The organism is Lutibacter sp. (assembly GCF_046055765.1).
Classification (GTDB): domain Bacteria; phylum Bacteroidota; class Bacteroidia; order Flavobacteriales; family Flavobacteriaceae; genus Lutibacter.
Genome location: NZ_JASFZF010000049.1, coordinates 19,925 through 32,759, shown reverse-complemented (window position 1 = coordinate 32,759; position 12,835 = coordinate 19,925). Strand labels below are relative to the sequence as shown.

The 12,835-nt window shown below is 28.9% G+C and carries 16 protein-coding genes; 13 read left to right on the top strand and 3 right to left on the bottom strand.

The genetic code is table 11. The features are described from left to right. Positions 1 to 114 precede the first annotated feature (114 nt). The 5 genes from QM495_RS05775 to QM495_RS05755 are packed head-to-tail and all read left to right on the top strand — an operon-like array spanning position 115 to position 3,291. Complete coding sequence (locus tag QM495_RS05775; RefSeq protein ID WP_408671163.1) at positions 115 to 993, top strand: cell division protein FtsX; 879 nt, start codon at positions 115 to 117, stop codon at positions 991 to 993. Between the two features lie 4 nt (positions 994 to 997). Further along, positions 998 to 1,243, top strand: a complete 246-nt coding sequence (locus tag QM495_RS05770) for a DUF3098 domain-containing protein (RefSeq protein ID WP_408671162.1) — start codon at positions 998 to 1,000, stop codon at positions 1,241 to 1,243. 2 nt (positions 1,244 to 1,245) lie between these two features. Further along, positions 1,246 to 2,058, top strand: a complete 813-nt coding sequence (locus QM495_RS05765) for an undecaprenyl-diphosphate phosphatase (protein ID WP_408671161.1) — start codon at positions 1,246 to 1,248, stop codon at positions 2,056 to 2,058. After that, the gene (gene truB, locus QM495_RS05760; RefSeq protein WP_408671160.1) at positions 2,058 to 2,744 is read left to right on the top strand and encodes a tRNA pseudouridine(55) synthase TruB; all 687 of its coding nucleotides are present in this window, start codon (positions 2,058 to 2,060) and stop codon (positions 2,742 to 2,744) included. The genes QM495_RS05765 and truB overlap by 1 nt, the downstream gene beginning before the upstream one ends. A 13-nt stretch (positions 2,745 to 2,757) precedes the next feature. After that, the gene (locus tag QM495_RS05755; protein ID WP_408671159.1) at positions 2,758 to 3,291 is read left to right on the top strand and encodes a hypothetical protein; all 534 of its coding nucleotides are present in this window, start codon (positions 2,758 to 2,760) and stop codon (positions 3,289 to 3,291) included. On the opposite strand, the gene QM495_RS05750 is transcribed toward QM495_RS05755, so the two are convergent. Beyond that, positions 3,283 to 3,768, bottom strand: a complete 486-nt coding sequence (locus QM495_RS05750) for an ABC transporter ATPase (RefSeq protein WP_408671158.1) — start codon at positions 3,766 to 3,768, stop codon at positions 3,283 to 3,285. The genes QM495_RS05755 and QM495_RS05750 overlap by 9 nt on opposite strands. 47 nt (positions 3,769 to 3,815) lie before the next feature. Further along, positions 3,816 to 4,415: a thioredoxin family protein gene (locus QM495_RS05745; RefSeq protein ID WP_408671157.1), complete on the bottom strand. Its 600-nt coding sequence runs from the start codon at positions 4,413 to 4,415 to the stop codon at positions 3,816 to 3,818. 225 nt (positions 4,416 to 4,640) lie between these two features. On the opposite strand from QM495_RS05745, the gene QM495_RS05740 reads away from it, so the two are divergent. The 8 genes from QM495_RS05740 to QM495_RS05705 all read left to right on the top strand — a co-directional run bounded on the left by QM495_RS05740 (position 4,641) and on the right by QM495_RS05705 (position 11,627). Then, positions 4,641 to 5,216 (top strand): fasciclin domain-containing protein, encoded by a 576-nt coding sequence (locus tag QM495_RS05740; protein ID WP_408671156.1) that lies wholly within the window; start codon positions 4,641 to 4,643, stop codon positions 5,214 to 5,216. Between the two features lie 27 nt (positions 5,217 to 5,243). Next, the gene (locus QM495_RS05735) at positions 5,244 to 5,708 is read left to right on the top strand and encodes a c-type cytochrome (protein WP_408671155.1); all 465 of its coding nucleotides are present in this window, start codon (positions 5,244 to 5,246) and stop codon (positions 5,706 to 5,708) included. A 38-nt stretch (positions 5,709 to 5,746) separates the two neighbouring features. Further along, entirely contained in the window at positions 5,747 to 7,723 is a 1,977-nt protein-coding gene (nosZ, locus tag QM495_RS05730) for a Sec-dependent nitrous-oxide reductase (RefSeq protein ID WP_408671154.1), read from the top strand. A 74-nt stretch (positions 7,724 to 7,797) separates the two neighbouring features. Next, complete coding sequence (locus tag QM495_RS05725) at positions 7,798 to 8,415, top strand: hypothetical protein (protein WP_408671153.1); 618 nt, start codon at positions 7,798 to 7,800, stop codon at positions 8,413 to 8,415. A 61-nt stretch (positions 8,416 to 8,476) separates the two neighbouring features. Next, the gene (locus QM495_RS05720; protein ID WP_408671152.1) at positions 8,477 to 8,914 is read left to right on the top strand and encodes a nitrous oxide reductase accessory protein NosL; all 438 of its coding nucleotides are present in this window, start codon (positions 8,477 to 8,479) and stop codon (positions 8,912 to 8,914) included. A 5-nt stretch (positions 8,915 to 8,919) separates the two neighbouring features. Then, entirely contained in the window at positions 8,920 to 10,152 is a 1,233-nt protein-coding gene (locus QM495_RS05715; protein WP_408671151.1) for a nitrous oxide reductase family maturation protein NosD, read from the top strand. After that, entirely contained in the window at positions 10,145 to 10,852 is a 708-nt protein-coding gene (locus QM495_RS05710) for an ABC transporter ATP-binding protein (RefSeq protein WP_408671150.1), read from the top strand. Before QM495_RS05715 ends, QM495_RS05710 begins: the two co-directional genes overlap by 8 nt. Beyond that, positions 10,845 to 11,627, top strand: coding sequence for an ABC transporter permease (locus QM495_RS05705; protein WP_408671149.1), 783 nt, complete (start codon positions 10,845 to 10,847; stop codon positions 11,625 to 11,627). The genes QM495_RS05710 and QM495_RS05705 overlap by 8 nt, the downstream gene beginning before the upstream one ends. A 140-nt stretch (positions 11,628 to 11,767) precedes the next feature. On the opposite strand, the gene QM495_RS05700 is transcribed toward QM495_RS05705, so the two are convergent. Continuing rightward, entirely contained in the window at positions 11,768 to 12,724 is a 957-nt protein-coding gene (locus tag QM495_RS05700) for an NAD-dependent epimerase/dehydratase family protein (RefSeq protein WP_408671148.1), read from the bottom strand. Positions 12,725 to 12,835: the final 111 nt, after the last annotated feature.

The window sequence follows — 12,835 nt, the reverse complement described above, 5'->3', positions numbered from 1 at the left end:
GAAAGCCCGACCCATAGGGTAACGCCCTAAAAAACAATTATTTTATTTAACAATTAAACAGTTAAACCATTTAACAACAATTTGTATATTGCACACTCTTAATAAAAATTACTGTTGAATACATCTTTTGAAAAATATCAAAAAAGAAGATTGCGATCATCGTACTTTTCGGTTATAATTAGTATTGCTTTAGTGTTGTTTTTAGTTGGTGTTTTAGGGTTAATTGTGATTAAAACTAATAGTATTTCTGAACATTTTAAAGAAAAAGTTACCATCACCATTTTTTTAAAAGACAATGCTAAAAATAGTGATGTTGAAATTTTGCAAGCCGAATTAAAAAAAGCCAAATACACAAAGTCTGTTACTTATATTTCTAAAAAAGAAGCAGCAAAAAAATATACTAAAGAAATTGGCGAAGATTTTGTTGCGTTTTTAGGAGATAATCCCCTGAAAAATGCGATAGATATTTCGTTAAAATCGGAATTTGTAACGCCAGATAAAATGGCTAAAATTGAGAAAAACTTACGTATAAGAAGTATTGTTGCTGAAGTTACGTACGATAAACCTTTAATAGAACTGCTCACAAAAAACATAAATAGATTAAGTTTTTGGATGTTACTTTTTTGCAGTGTTTTTACTTTAATTGCTGTAGTTTTAATAAATAGTTCCATACGCCTTTCTGTATATTCAAAACGATTTACTATAAAAACAATGCAAATGGTTGGAGCTACAAAAAGCTTTATAAGAGTGCCTTTTATTTGGAAAAGTATGCAGTTAGGTATACTTGGTGCTCTAGTTGCTATTACGGGTTTAATAGCATTTATAATGTATGTTGATGCAACAATTCCTGAATTAGAAATGTTAGCTAATTATAAATTAACGGGTATATTATTTGCTGCTATTATTGGATTGGGTATACTAATTACTTGGATTAGTACGTTTTTTGCTACACAACGCTTTTTAAATTTACGAACTGACGAACTTTATTATTAATAGTATGAAAAAGAAAAAACAAGATAATAAAAGTGAATTCCTTTTTGGAAAAAAGAATTATACATTCATGCTAATTGGCTTGGCTTTTGTGGTTTTAGGGTTTATATTAATGGCAGGCGGCGGAAGTGATAATCCAGAAATTTTTAATGAAGATATTTATAATTTTAGGAGAATTCGTTTAGCACCAACATTAGTTCTTATTGGTTTAGCAATTGAGATTTATGCAATTTTAGCAAAATCTAAAAAATAACTATGAATTATATTGAGGTAATTCTGCTTGCCATTATAGAAGGAATTACAGAATATTTACCAGTATCTTCAACGGGACATTTAATTATTGCATCCTCTTTTTTACATATTGCGGGAGATAGTTTTACAAAATTATTTACTATTGTTATTCAATTGGGCGCCATTTTAGCAGTGGTTGTTTTGTATTTGAAACGATTTTTTCAAAGCTTTGATTTTTATTTAAAATTATTGGTGGCTTTTATCCCAGCAGTTTTTTTTGGATTACTATTAAATGATTTTATTGATGAATTATTAGAAAGCCCTTTGGTTGTAGCTTTATCATTGATTATAGGTGGGGTTATTTTGGTAAAGGTTGATGATTGGTTTCAAACCAATAAAAAACTGAGTGCTATTGAAGATGAGTCAACAGCAACTATTAGTTTTGTAGCTGCTTTTAAAATAGGACTTTTTCAATGTTTCTCTATGATTCCTGGAACTTCAAGAAGTGGTGCTACTATTGTTGGTGGAATGACTCAAAAATTGAATCGGAAAACGGCGGCGGAATTTTCATTTTTTTTGGCGGTGCCAACAATGTTAGGTGCAACTGCTAAAAAATTATTTGACTATTATCAGGAAGGATTTCATTTGTCGTCTGAACAAATTAATTTCTTATTGCTAGGAAATGTAATTGCTTTTATAGTTGCCATGTTTGCTATAAAATCTTTTATAGATTATTTATCAAAAAGTGGTTTTAAAATTTTTGGTTATTATCGAATTTTACTTGGAATTAGTATCTTAATAATTCACTTTTTTATTTACTCCTTAACTGTAATTTAATGAAAACTGAAGAAGATTTTAAAAACGGACAAGTTTTACTCATTGATAAACCATTAAAATGGACCTCTTTTCAAGTAGTAAATAAATTACGTTGGCACATACGTCAAAAATTTGGGATTAAAAAAATTAAAGTTGGTCACGCAGGTACTTTAGATCCTTTAGCAACCGGTTTATTAATTATTTGTACAGGGAAATTTACAAAAAAAATACACGAATATCAGGGTCAGGAAAAAGAATATATAGGGGAAATTACGTTGGGAGCAACAACACCAAGTTACGATTTAGAAACTGAAATAAATGAGACTTTTTCTATCGAACATATTACACAGGATTTAATATACAGTACAACCAAACAATTTATTGGTGAGATCAATCAGAAACCTCCAATTTTTTCAGCATTAAAAAAAGATGGAAAACGTTTGTATGAATTAGCTAGAGAAGGGAAAACTACTAAAATTGAACCTCGAAAAATTACAATTAAAAAATTTGAAATAACGAAGATAAACTTACCGAAAATACAGTTTAGAGTTGTGTGTAGTAAAGGAACTTATATTCGCTCATTAGCATACGATTTTGGAGTGGCTTTAAACTCTGGAGGGCATTTGTCTAAATTACGAAGAACTAAAATTGGTGATTTTGAAGTTGAAGATGGTATGAAAATTGATGAGTTTATAGCCAATTTATAAGTTGTAAATTTTTATGAAAAAAATTTTCTTTATTGCCTTTTTTTTAACTAGTTTTTTAAGTTATTCACAAAGAGAAGTTAATTATAATTTTACTGTAAATTTTACATTTACTCACAATGAAAACTTTGGTGAATATGATGAATATTTGCAAGAAACAGATTGGTCTTTTTTCGCGTATAAGTCTTTTTTAATTAGAAACGGTTTAGAAGTTGAATTAAGTAGATTAATTTCAGTTGGAATCAATTTGGGTTTAGATTGGCATCCAGATTTAGATGTACTAGCAATACCGTATTACTTAGATACTAAAATAGCAATTTCAGAAGTTGATGACGATAAATTTTATATAAGTGGAGGTGTTGGTAAATTGTTAAAAATTTCTGAGGCTTTTGAAAAAGGAAATTATTTTAAAGTTGGTATAGGTTATCATATTGCTACTGAAAAATCAAATACATTTATTTTAAATTTAGACTTTCATCAAAAAGATTTTACAGAATTTGATAAAGGAAAATTAAACAGTCTTTCTTTAGGTTTTGGAATGTTATTTTAAAAATCGTCCTAGCCAACTATCCATAATATTAATTTCCCAATCATAATCTAATTCTTCTTTAAGATTAATCATATTATTAAAAACGATGGTTTTTTGAGAAACACCTTTGGCTTTCATCATCTTTTTAAAATCTTTTAAATCTTTATATTGGACAAATTCACCCTGTTTGTAACATACATTTATTTTATCCATTAAAATAATATCAAAAACTTTTTCTAGTTCTTGAATAAACGTAATTAGTAAATCGTGTGTTTGTAAGCTTAAACTTTGTGAAGTATCATCAGCACCAATAATTATAAAGCGATCATATTTTAATAAATAACCACTGTTTATAGCAAGTTCTTGATTGTCCCAATCAGTTAAAAACCCTTCAATTCTTTCTTTAAGCCCCGCAATTTCTTGTGGGTAAAATTTTCTACTTGAAGGAAATACCCATATTTTACCTTGCTTAGGAACTTTATTAAAATCTATAATCATTTGGTTTATTTAGGGCTCAAAGGTATTTAAATTAATTTGGACTTAGCTTATGAAGCTTTTAGTAATTTTACTAAGTCATCTTGTGTATTTTTCCCTTTGTCCTTGTTGTACCAAATTTGTAAATTTTTCTTAAAATCAGCATCTAAAGCACCATTTATTTCCTTATAATCTTGAACCATTTTAGTGGCCACTGATGGTCTTGGTCCCCAAGAATTTATTACATTATTATTGGAGTCAACAATTATAATTTTTGGAATTGATTTACTTCCATTTGTTAAAAATTGATCCATTAATTTCTCATTTTTATCTCTTAATACAATTTTTAAGTCAATTTTAGAGGAAGCTTCAGCAATTTTATTTAAAATTGGAACAATTTGAGCTGCATCTCCACACCAACCTTCTGCAATTACTAAAAACGTATAATTTTTTTTTAAATTATGGATAGCTATTTGAGTTTCGTTTGATAGTTTTAAGGTTTTATCTAGTCGATCCATTCTTTTGTCATTCAATTTACTATATCCTAAAAAGTCATCAGTTTGTGTTACTCCTGTAGATTTTCCTTGAATTAAAAGTTCTTTTATTAGACTTCTATAGTCTTGGTATGAAAAACCTTTTATTAGACTATTTGATATTAGGGTATTATTCATTTTTTTTATTTAATTTTATGTCAATATTTTGACGAAGTAAAAACACATTGCTTACATCAGATATCAGTGCAAATTTATGATTAGATAGTAGGGTAAATGTAACTAATGTTACGTTATTAAAAGATAAATTTATCTTTTAATACTAATATATGATATTTGTCATCTTAAAAAACAAATGGTAAAGTTACTTTTGTCACATTAAGTATTAACGTTAATTTCAAAAATATGAAAAAATCAATTTTAACCATTTCGTTTATTGCAGTTATACTTGTTATGTTTACAAGCTGTAACACCAATGAAAAGAAAAAAGAAGTAGTGAAAACAGCAACTAAAGAAGTTGTTGGTAAAGGACAATCTGCTGTAAAGGATGATGTGTCTGCAGCGAATGTATTGCAAGTTGCAATGTCATTACCTGATTTTAAAACATTAGTAGTAGCTGTTGAGGCTGCAGGAGTAGAAGATGCATTGGTTAATGCAGGTCCTTTAACAGTTTTTGCACCAGTAAATAGTGCTTTTGATAAACTTCCTGAAGGAACTGTTGAAACTTTATTAAAACCAGAAAACAAAGATAAATTAAAATTTATTCTTATAAATCATGTTGCTCCTGCTAATTACCCAATTAAACAATTAAAAAAAGAAGCTAAAAAAGGCAGAAAATTATACATGGCTTCAGGTAAATATTTAGTTGTAGAAAATAAAGAAGATGGTATTTATGTTGGAGGGACAAAAATTTTAAAATCAGTAAAAGTAAGTAATGGTTGGATTCACGTTGTTGGAGATGTGTTAGTTCCTGCCGAATAATTAAATAGAAATAAACAAACTAAAAAAATGAAATTAAAACTTATTCTAGTTGCATTAGTGTTGGCAGTAGTTGCCAGTTGTGGAGGAAATGATAAAAAAGAAAGCAAAGCTAAAGCAGCTCCAGTAAAAGAAATAGCTAAAGAAGTAAAAAGCTCAAATCCTATGGATGACAAAGGTGTTGGGCCGGTAAAAAGTATAATACTAAGTGAAATAGATGCAACCTTGGCAGCCAAAGGTCATGAAATTTTTAAAGCAAAATGTACAGCTTGCCATAAAATAAAAAAACGTTACATAGGTCCTGCATTAAAAGGAGTTACACAAAGACAATCTCCAGAATGGATTATGAATATGATATTGAATCCTGAAAAAATGATTGTAGAAAATGAAACTGCTAAAGAATTATTAGCTGAATTTAGCGCACCAATGGCAAATCAACATTTAACCGAAGAAGAAGCCAGAGCTGTATTAGAATATTTTAGAACCAAAAATTAAAAAGAAGAAATAATAACAACAATCAAATTTAACTATTTATGAAATCAATTTTTGCATTTTTAACGGTAGCTGTTTTTTTGGTTAGCTGTAATCCAGCACCAACAAGCTCAAAAAGTTCTAAAGGAGCTTTAACGAGTAACGCAGCAGAAAAAGTATACGTAGCTCCAGGTGAGTACGATGATTATTATGCGTTTATTTCAGGAGGATTTAGTGGGCAATTAGCAGTTTACGGATTACCTTCAGGAAGATTATTTAGAGTAATACCTGTTTTTTCTCAAGATCCTGAAAAAGGATATGGTTATAATGAAGAAACTAAACCAATGTTAAACACTTCTCATGGGTTTGTGCCTTGGGGAGATTCTCACCATCCAGATATTTCTCAAACTGATGGTGTTTTAGATGGTCGTTGGGTGTTTATCAATGAAAATAATACACCACGTATTGCTCGTATTAGTTTAGAAACTTTTGAAACTGTAGAAATTATTGAAATCCCTAATTCAGCAGGAAATCATAGTTCTTCATTTGTTACGGAAAATTCTGAATATGTAGTGGCTGGTACTCGCTTTGGAATTCCAATTCCTCAAAGAGATATTTCAATTAGTGATTATAAAGGAAATTTTAAAGCATCTTTATCTTTTATAAAAATTGATCCAGAAGATGGTGAAATGAGTATTGCATTCCAAATTAGAATGCCTGGTTTTGATTATGATTTATCGCATCCGGGTCGTGGAAAATCACATGGCTGGTTCTTTTTCTCTATGTATAATAGTGAAGAAGCACATAGTTTGTTAGAAGTAAATGCTTCTCAAAATGATAAAGATTTTATTGCTGCTGTAAATTGGAAAAAAATAGAAGAATATGTTAAACAAGGTAAGGGACATAAAGAAAAAGTAAAATATGCACATAATATTTGGGATGACGATACACATACAGCAACTTCAACTATGGAAAAAGAAGTGCTTGTTGTGAATCCAGAAGATGTTCCTGGAGCAATCTATTTTTTACCAACACCAAAATCTCCACATGGGTGTGATGTAGATCCAACAGGTGAATATATTATTGGTAATGGGAAATTGGCAGCTGCAATGACTGTTCACTCTTTTACAAAAATGTTAAAAGCTATTGAAGATAAAGCTTTTGATGGAGATAAATATGGTATTCCAATTTTAAAATTTGAAGCTGTTAATTATGGTACTTTAGTGCAACCAGGTTTAGGTCCATTACATACCGAATTTGATACTAGAGGAAATGCTTATACTACATTCTTTATTTCTTCTGAAGTTGTAAAATGGAATGTGAAAGATTTAAAAGTAATTGACAGACATCCAGTTTATTATTCAGTAGGTCACTTAATGATTCCAGGAGGAAACTCTAGAAAACCATTTGATAAATATATGATTGCGATGAACAAAATTACAAAAGACCGTTATTTACCAACGGGTCCTGAAGTTTGTCAATCTGCTCAATTATTTGATATTTCTGGAGATAAAATGGAATTATTGTTGGATTTTCCAACCATTGGTGAGCCTCATTATGCTGCTGGTATTCCTGCAGAAATGTTGATGGATAAATCTAAAAAAATATATAAATTAGAAGATAATAAACATCCAGATGCTGTAAAAACTGAAGCAGATTCTAAAGTAATTAGAAAGGGAAATGAAGTGCATATTTATATGACTATGATTCGTTCTCACTTCTCTCCTGATAATATTGAAGGTGTAAAAGTAGGTGATAAAGTATTTTTCCATATTACTAACTTAGAACAAGATTATGATGTTCCTCACGGATTTGCAATGATTGGAGCTAATACTTCAGAAGAACTAATAATGCCAGGTAGAACAGCTACTATGGTTTGGGAACCTAAAGAAGTTGGTGTTTGGCCATTCTATTGTACAGATTTCTGTTCTGCATTACATCAAGAAATGCAAGGATATGTGCGTGTTTCTGCTAAAGGAGCAAATACGCCAATTAAATATACCTTGGATGACGAGGTACCAGGCGAAGAAGAAGAATAATTGAATATATTTTATTCAAAATAAAAACTGGCAGTGTTTGATTGATTTACTGCCAGTTTTTTAAAATTTATATAATGAGAAAAGATAAATTATTAATGATTATAGGAAGTTTACTATTGCTTCTATTATTTGTATTTCCATTATGGAAAATAACATTGTTAGCACCTCAATACCCTGAACCTCTAGGGTTAAATATCCATATTACACATTTGTCTGATGGTAATCAATTTAACGATGTAAACAATATTGATTTATTAAATCATTATATTGGGATGGCTCATTTACCAACAGATATTAATGTTAAAAAAGGAGAAGTTGAGCCTTTTAAGGAATTTGTAATAATACCTATTGTTGTAGTTGTTTTAACTATTTTAGGAATCATTTTCGGGTTTATAGGAAACCGAAAATTATATGCAACATGGATTGGATTATTGGGTATTTCAGGAATTGTAGGTATGTATGATTTTTATAATTGGTTGTATATTTATGGCCACGTTCTAAATCCAAATGCTATTTTAAAAATAACAGATAAGGTTACAGGTGAAATGATGGCTTATCAACCACCTATATTTGGATTTAAACAAATGTTAAATTTTCAAGTATATTCTTATCCTTCAACAGGGGTATATTTTATTGGACTATCTTTTGTACTTGTAGTTTTTGCATTTATGTACGCTCGAAAAATAAATTAAAGGACTAGGCTTTTTCTTAAATTACATTTTGTAGATTTACTAAAAATCAAAAAGAGTACTTATGTCTACCGTTAAATATATGTTTATAGGGTTATTATTCACCCTTGTTTCTTGTAAAGTGGAACCAAAAAAAATTAATTATGGACAAGACCATTGCGCGTTTTGTGAAATGACTGTGGTTGATAAAACACATGCTTCTGAATATGTTACCAAAAAGGGTAAAAGTTATGCCTTTGATGCTATTGAGTGTATGACTCAAAAAATAAATCAAGAAAATAATGAAGAAAAATTAGCATATATTTTGGTTGCTAATTATCTAAAACCAGGAGAATTAATTGATGCCAATTCTGCTACTTACTTAATATCAAAAAAAATTAAAAGTCCAATGGGAGCCAACTTATCTGCGTTTAGCACTTTAGAAAATGCCAAAAAAACGCAAACTGAATTTGGAGGTACTATTTATAATTGGCAGCAATTAAAAGAAAAATTTAGCAACTAAATTTTATGAGATATTTAGTTTTAATCTTTGTTTTGTTTTCTTTTCAAATTCAAGCTTCTACAATTACTGTTTGCAAATCTTGCAAAATAAAAACAATTAAGGAAGCTATCTCAATTTCTAAGGATGGAGATTCTATTCTTATTAAAAAAGGAATTTATAAAGAACAAAGTATTTTAATTATCAATAAATCCATTCACTTAATAGGAGAGGGTAACCCTGTAATTGATGGAGAATTTAAAGAAACAATAATTAAGGTTACTGCAAATAATTTTTCTATTGAAGGATTAACTTTAACAAATGTTGGCCAAAGTTATACACATGATTTTGCAGCAATTTTAATTTCTCGTAGTAAGCACTTTGTATTAAAAAATAATATATTAAAAAATGTATTTTTTGGTTTTTTAATTGAAAAATCGCATTATGGTACTATTTTAAATAACAACGTTACAAGCCATGCTGAAAATGAAGCCAATTCTGGAAATGGAGTTCATATGTGGCATTGTTCACATATGAAAATTGAAAACAATAAAGTTTCTGGTCTACGAGATGGTATTTATTTTGAATTTGTAAAAAACAGTACTATTTCTAATAATGTTAGTGAGAATAACATTCGTTATGGATTGCATTTTATGTTTTCAAATAATAATACCTATTTTAAAAACGAATTTAAAAATAACGGAGCAGGTGTAGCCGTAATGTTTTCAAAATATATTATTATGCGTGATAATATATTTCACTATAATTGGGGAATGGCATCCTACGGATTACTGTTAAAAGAAATTTATGATGCTCAAATTGAAAATAATACTTTTGAACAAAACACCATTGGTATTAATGTGGAAAATTGTTCTAGAGTTGATTATACCAAAAATAAGTTTATTAGAAATGGATGGGCATTAAAATTTAGTGGAGGTTGTTATAAAAATATTTTTGAGGAGAATAGCTTTCTGTACAATGCCTTTGATTTATCCTATAATAGTAAATTAAATAATAATCGTTTTGAAAAAAATTATTGGAGTGATTATACAGGTTATGATTTAAATAAAGATGGAATTGGAGATGTTCCTTATCGTCCTGTAAAACTATTTTCATATATTGTAAATAGAACTCCGGAAGCTCTGGTTTTATTAAGAAGTTTATTTGTTGATATGATCAATTTTTCTGAAAAAGTCTCACCAGTTTTCACACCAGATAATTTGATTGATAAAAAACCTTTAATGAAAATGATAGATGATTGAATTTAAAAATTTGCACAAAAAATTCGGAAAATTAATTGTGTTAGACGGTCTTGACTTAGCCATTAAAAAAGGTGGCATTTTTGCAATTTTGGGACCAAACGGATCTGGAAAAACAACGCTAATTAAATCGTTACTTGGAATGGTAATTCCCAATAAGGGTGATATTTTATTTAAAGGGGAAAGTGTATTTAAAAAGTGGGAATATAGAAATTATCTAAACTATTTACCACAAATAGCTAATTTTCCACCTAATTTATCAGTAATTGAATTGATAAAAATGATAAAAAATTTAAGACCAAAAGAGTCAAATGAGCAATATCTTATTGAATTATTTGGTTTAGAACCATTTTTACAAAAAAAATTAGGAACCCTTTCGGGTGGAACTAAGCAAAAAGTAAATTTAGTGTTAACCTTTATGTTTGATAGCGAATTAATAATTTTGGATGAACCAACAACTGGACTAGATCCTATCGCATTAATTCATTTAAAGGAATTAATTTCAAAAGAGAAAAATAAAGGTAAAACCATTTTAATTACTACTCATATAATGAGTTTTGTAGATGAAATGGCTGATGAAATTGTATTTTTATTAGATGGTAAAATATATTTTAAAGGAAGTGTAGTAGCTCTTAAAGAACAGACAAATAATAATAATTTGGAACTTGCTATTGCAAATTTAATTTCGAAACAATATGCTTAAAATACTAAAATATAGTTTTTACGATTTAATGCGTAGCCGTTGGAGTTATGTATATTTTGCATTTTATTTGTCTTTAGGTTTTGTGTTGTTATTTTTAAATCACGATTTAAATAAAGCAATTATTACTTTAATGAATATTATAATTGTTTTAACGCCTTTAATTGGAACTATTTTTGGTGTGATGTATTATTATAACTCGAAAGAATTCACCGAACTACTATTGGCTCAACCCATAAAACGAAAAACCATTTTTATGGGGCAATATGTTGGAGTTTCTTTATCCTTGACTCTAAGTTTGGTACTAGGTTTAGGAATCCCCTTTGTAATTTATGGGTTGTTTAAAAGTACAGCTATTTTTGATTTTAGTTTATTACTATTTGTAGGAGCTTTTTTAAATTTTATTTTCGTTGGATTGTCTTATAACATTGCGTTGTCAACGGATAACAAAATTAAAGGATTTGGGTATGCTATTTTAATGTGGTTATTTTTGGCAGTAATTTACGATGGTATTTTTTTAATTTCATTGTTAATGTTTGACGAATACCCTTTAGACTCATTCTCTTTAGTTGCCACTATGTTTAATCCAATTGATTTGTCTCGTATTTTAATTTTATTAAAATTAGATATTTCAGCACTTTTAGGGTATACCGGAGCTGTTTTTAGAAGCTTTTTTGGGACAAATTATGGGATGATAATTTCAATGTTAATTTTAGGGTTATGGGTATTAATCCCAGTTTTTAGGATGAATTTAAAATTAAGGAAGAAAGATTTTTAATAATATAAAATTTTCGTCAACCTGAATTTATTTCAGGTTCTCATAATGATTTATTATCTGTATAGTGAGATTCTGAATCAAGTTCAGAATGACAACTTTAAATACTTTCTAGAAAGCCTATTTTCCTTTAGTAAAATTTGTTATAATTCTTGATATTTTAAACTCAAATTTTCTAACATAATTTTAGTCATTTTTTCTAAATTAATGTTGTGTTTCCAATCCCAATCTTCTCTTGCTTTAAAATCGTCAATACTTTTTGGCCAGCTATCGGCAATTTTTTGTCTAAAATCTGGTTGATAGGAAATGGTAAACTCAGGAATTGATTGTTTAATTTCTTCCGCAACTTCATCAGGCGTAAAACTCATTCCTGCTAAGTTATACGATGAACGTATTTTGATAGATTCAGGTGCTGCATCCATAATTTTTATAGTAGCTTCTATGGCGTCATCAATATACAACATTGGTAATTTAGTGTCTTTACTTAAAAAAGATTTATAGTTTCCATTTTGTAATGCTTTGTGATAAATTTCAATGGCATAATCCGTAGTTCCACCTCCAGGGTTTGCTTTCCAACTTATAATGCCAGGATAGCGAATACTTCGAACATCAACACCAAATTTATTAAAATAATACTCACACCAACGTTCTCCTGTTTGCTTACTAATTCCATAAACAGTTGATGGTTCCATTACAGTTTCTTGCGGTGTATTTTCTTTAGGCGTTGTTGGTCCAAAAACTGCAATAGAACTTGGCCAGAAAACTTTTTTTATTAGTCCAGATTTTGCTAAATTTAGTACATTAAAAAGTGAGCTCATATTTAAATCCCATGCTTTTTCTGGAAATTTTTCTCCTGTTGCAGATAGCATTGCAGCCATTAAATAAATCTCATTAATTCGATATTTGTGTACAATAGTTAAAATTCTTTCAAAATCCATAGCATTAATAAATTCAAAGGGACCAGAATTCATTAATTCATCATTTCCTTCATGGATGTCTGAAGCAATAACAGCATTTCCTCCGTTAATTTTACGTAATTTAAGGGTCAATTCTGTTCCTATTTGACCACAGGCTCCTATAATTAAGATGCTTTTATTCATAAAGCTTTATATACTTTTGTTGTAATTTCAAAGATACTTAAAATATTTTTTCAATAGGCGTAGAATAGTTTTTTATGAAAATGATAATTTTTTAATTAAATAGTGTAATAA

Bases quoted from the DNA above. Each gene is read 5' to 3' on its own strand.
- QM495_RS05770 (WP_408671162.1), top strand. From the start codon at position 998: ATGAAAAAGAAAAAACAAGATAATAAAAGTGAATTCCTTTTTGGAAAA.
- QM495_RS05765 (WP_408671161.1), top strand. From the start codon at position 1,246: ATGAATTATATTGAGGTAATTCTGCTTGCCATTATAGAAGGAATTACA.
- truB (WP_408671160.1), top strand. From the start codon at position 2,058: ATGAAAACTGAAGAAGATTTTAAAAACGGACAAGTTTTACTCATTGAT.
- QM495_RS05755 (WP_408671159.1), top strand. From the start codon at position 2,758: ATGAAAAAAATTTTCTTTATTGCCTTTTTTTTAACTAGTTTTTTAAGT.
- QM495_RS05750 (WP_408671158.1), bottom strand. From the start codon at position 3,768: ATGATTATAGATTTTAATAAAGTTCCTAAGCAAGGTAAAATATGGGTA.
- QM495_RS05745 (WP_408671157.1), bottom strand. From the start codon at position 4,415: ATGAATAATACCCTAATATCAAATAGTCTAATAAAAGGTTTTTCATAC.
- QM495_RS05740 (WP_408671156.1), top strand. From the start codon at position 4,641: ATGAAAAAATCAATTTTAACCATTTCGTTTATTGCAGTTATACTTGTT.
- QM495_RS05735 (WP_408671155.1), top strand. From the start codon at position 5,244: ATGAAATTAAAACTTATTCTAGTTGCATTAGTGTTGGCAGTAGTTGCC.
- nosZ (WP_408671154.1), top strand. From the start codon at position 5,747: ATGAAATCAATTTTTGCATTTTTAACGGTAGCTGTTTTTTTGGTTAGC.
- QM495_RS05725 (WP_408671153.1), top strand. From the start codon at position 7,798: ATGAGAAAAGATAAATTATTAATGATTATAGGAAGTTTACTATTGCTT.
- QM495_RS05720 (WP_408671152.1), top strand. From the start codon at position 8,477: ATGTCTACCGTTAAATATATGTTTATAGGGTTATTATTCACCCTTGTT.
- QM495_RS05715 (WP_408671151.1), top strand. From the start codon at position 8,920: ATGAGATATTTAGTTTTAATCTTTGTTTTGTTTTCTTTTCAAATTCAA.
- QM495_RS05710 (WP_408671150.1), top strand. From the start codon at position 10,145: ATGATTGAATTTAAAAATTTGCACAAAAAATTCGGAAAATTAATTGTG.
- QM495_RS05705 (WP_408671149.1), top strand. From the start codon at position 10,845: ATGCTTAAAATACTAAAATATAGTTTTTACGATTTAATGCGTAGCCGT.
- QM495_RS05700 (WP_408671148.1), bottom strand. From the start codon at position 12,724: ATGAATAAAAGCATCTTAATTATAGGAGCCTGTGGTCAAATAGGAACA.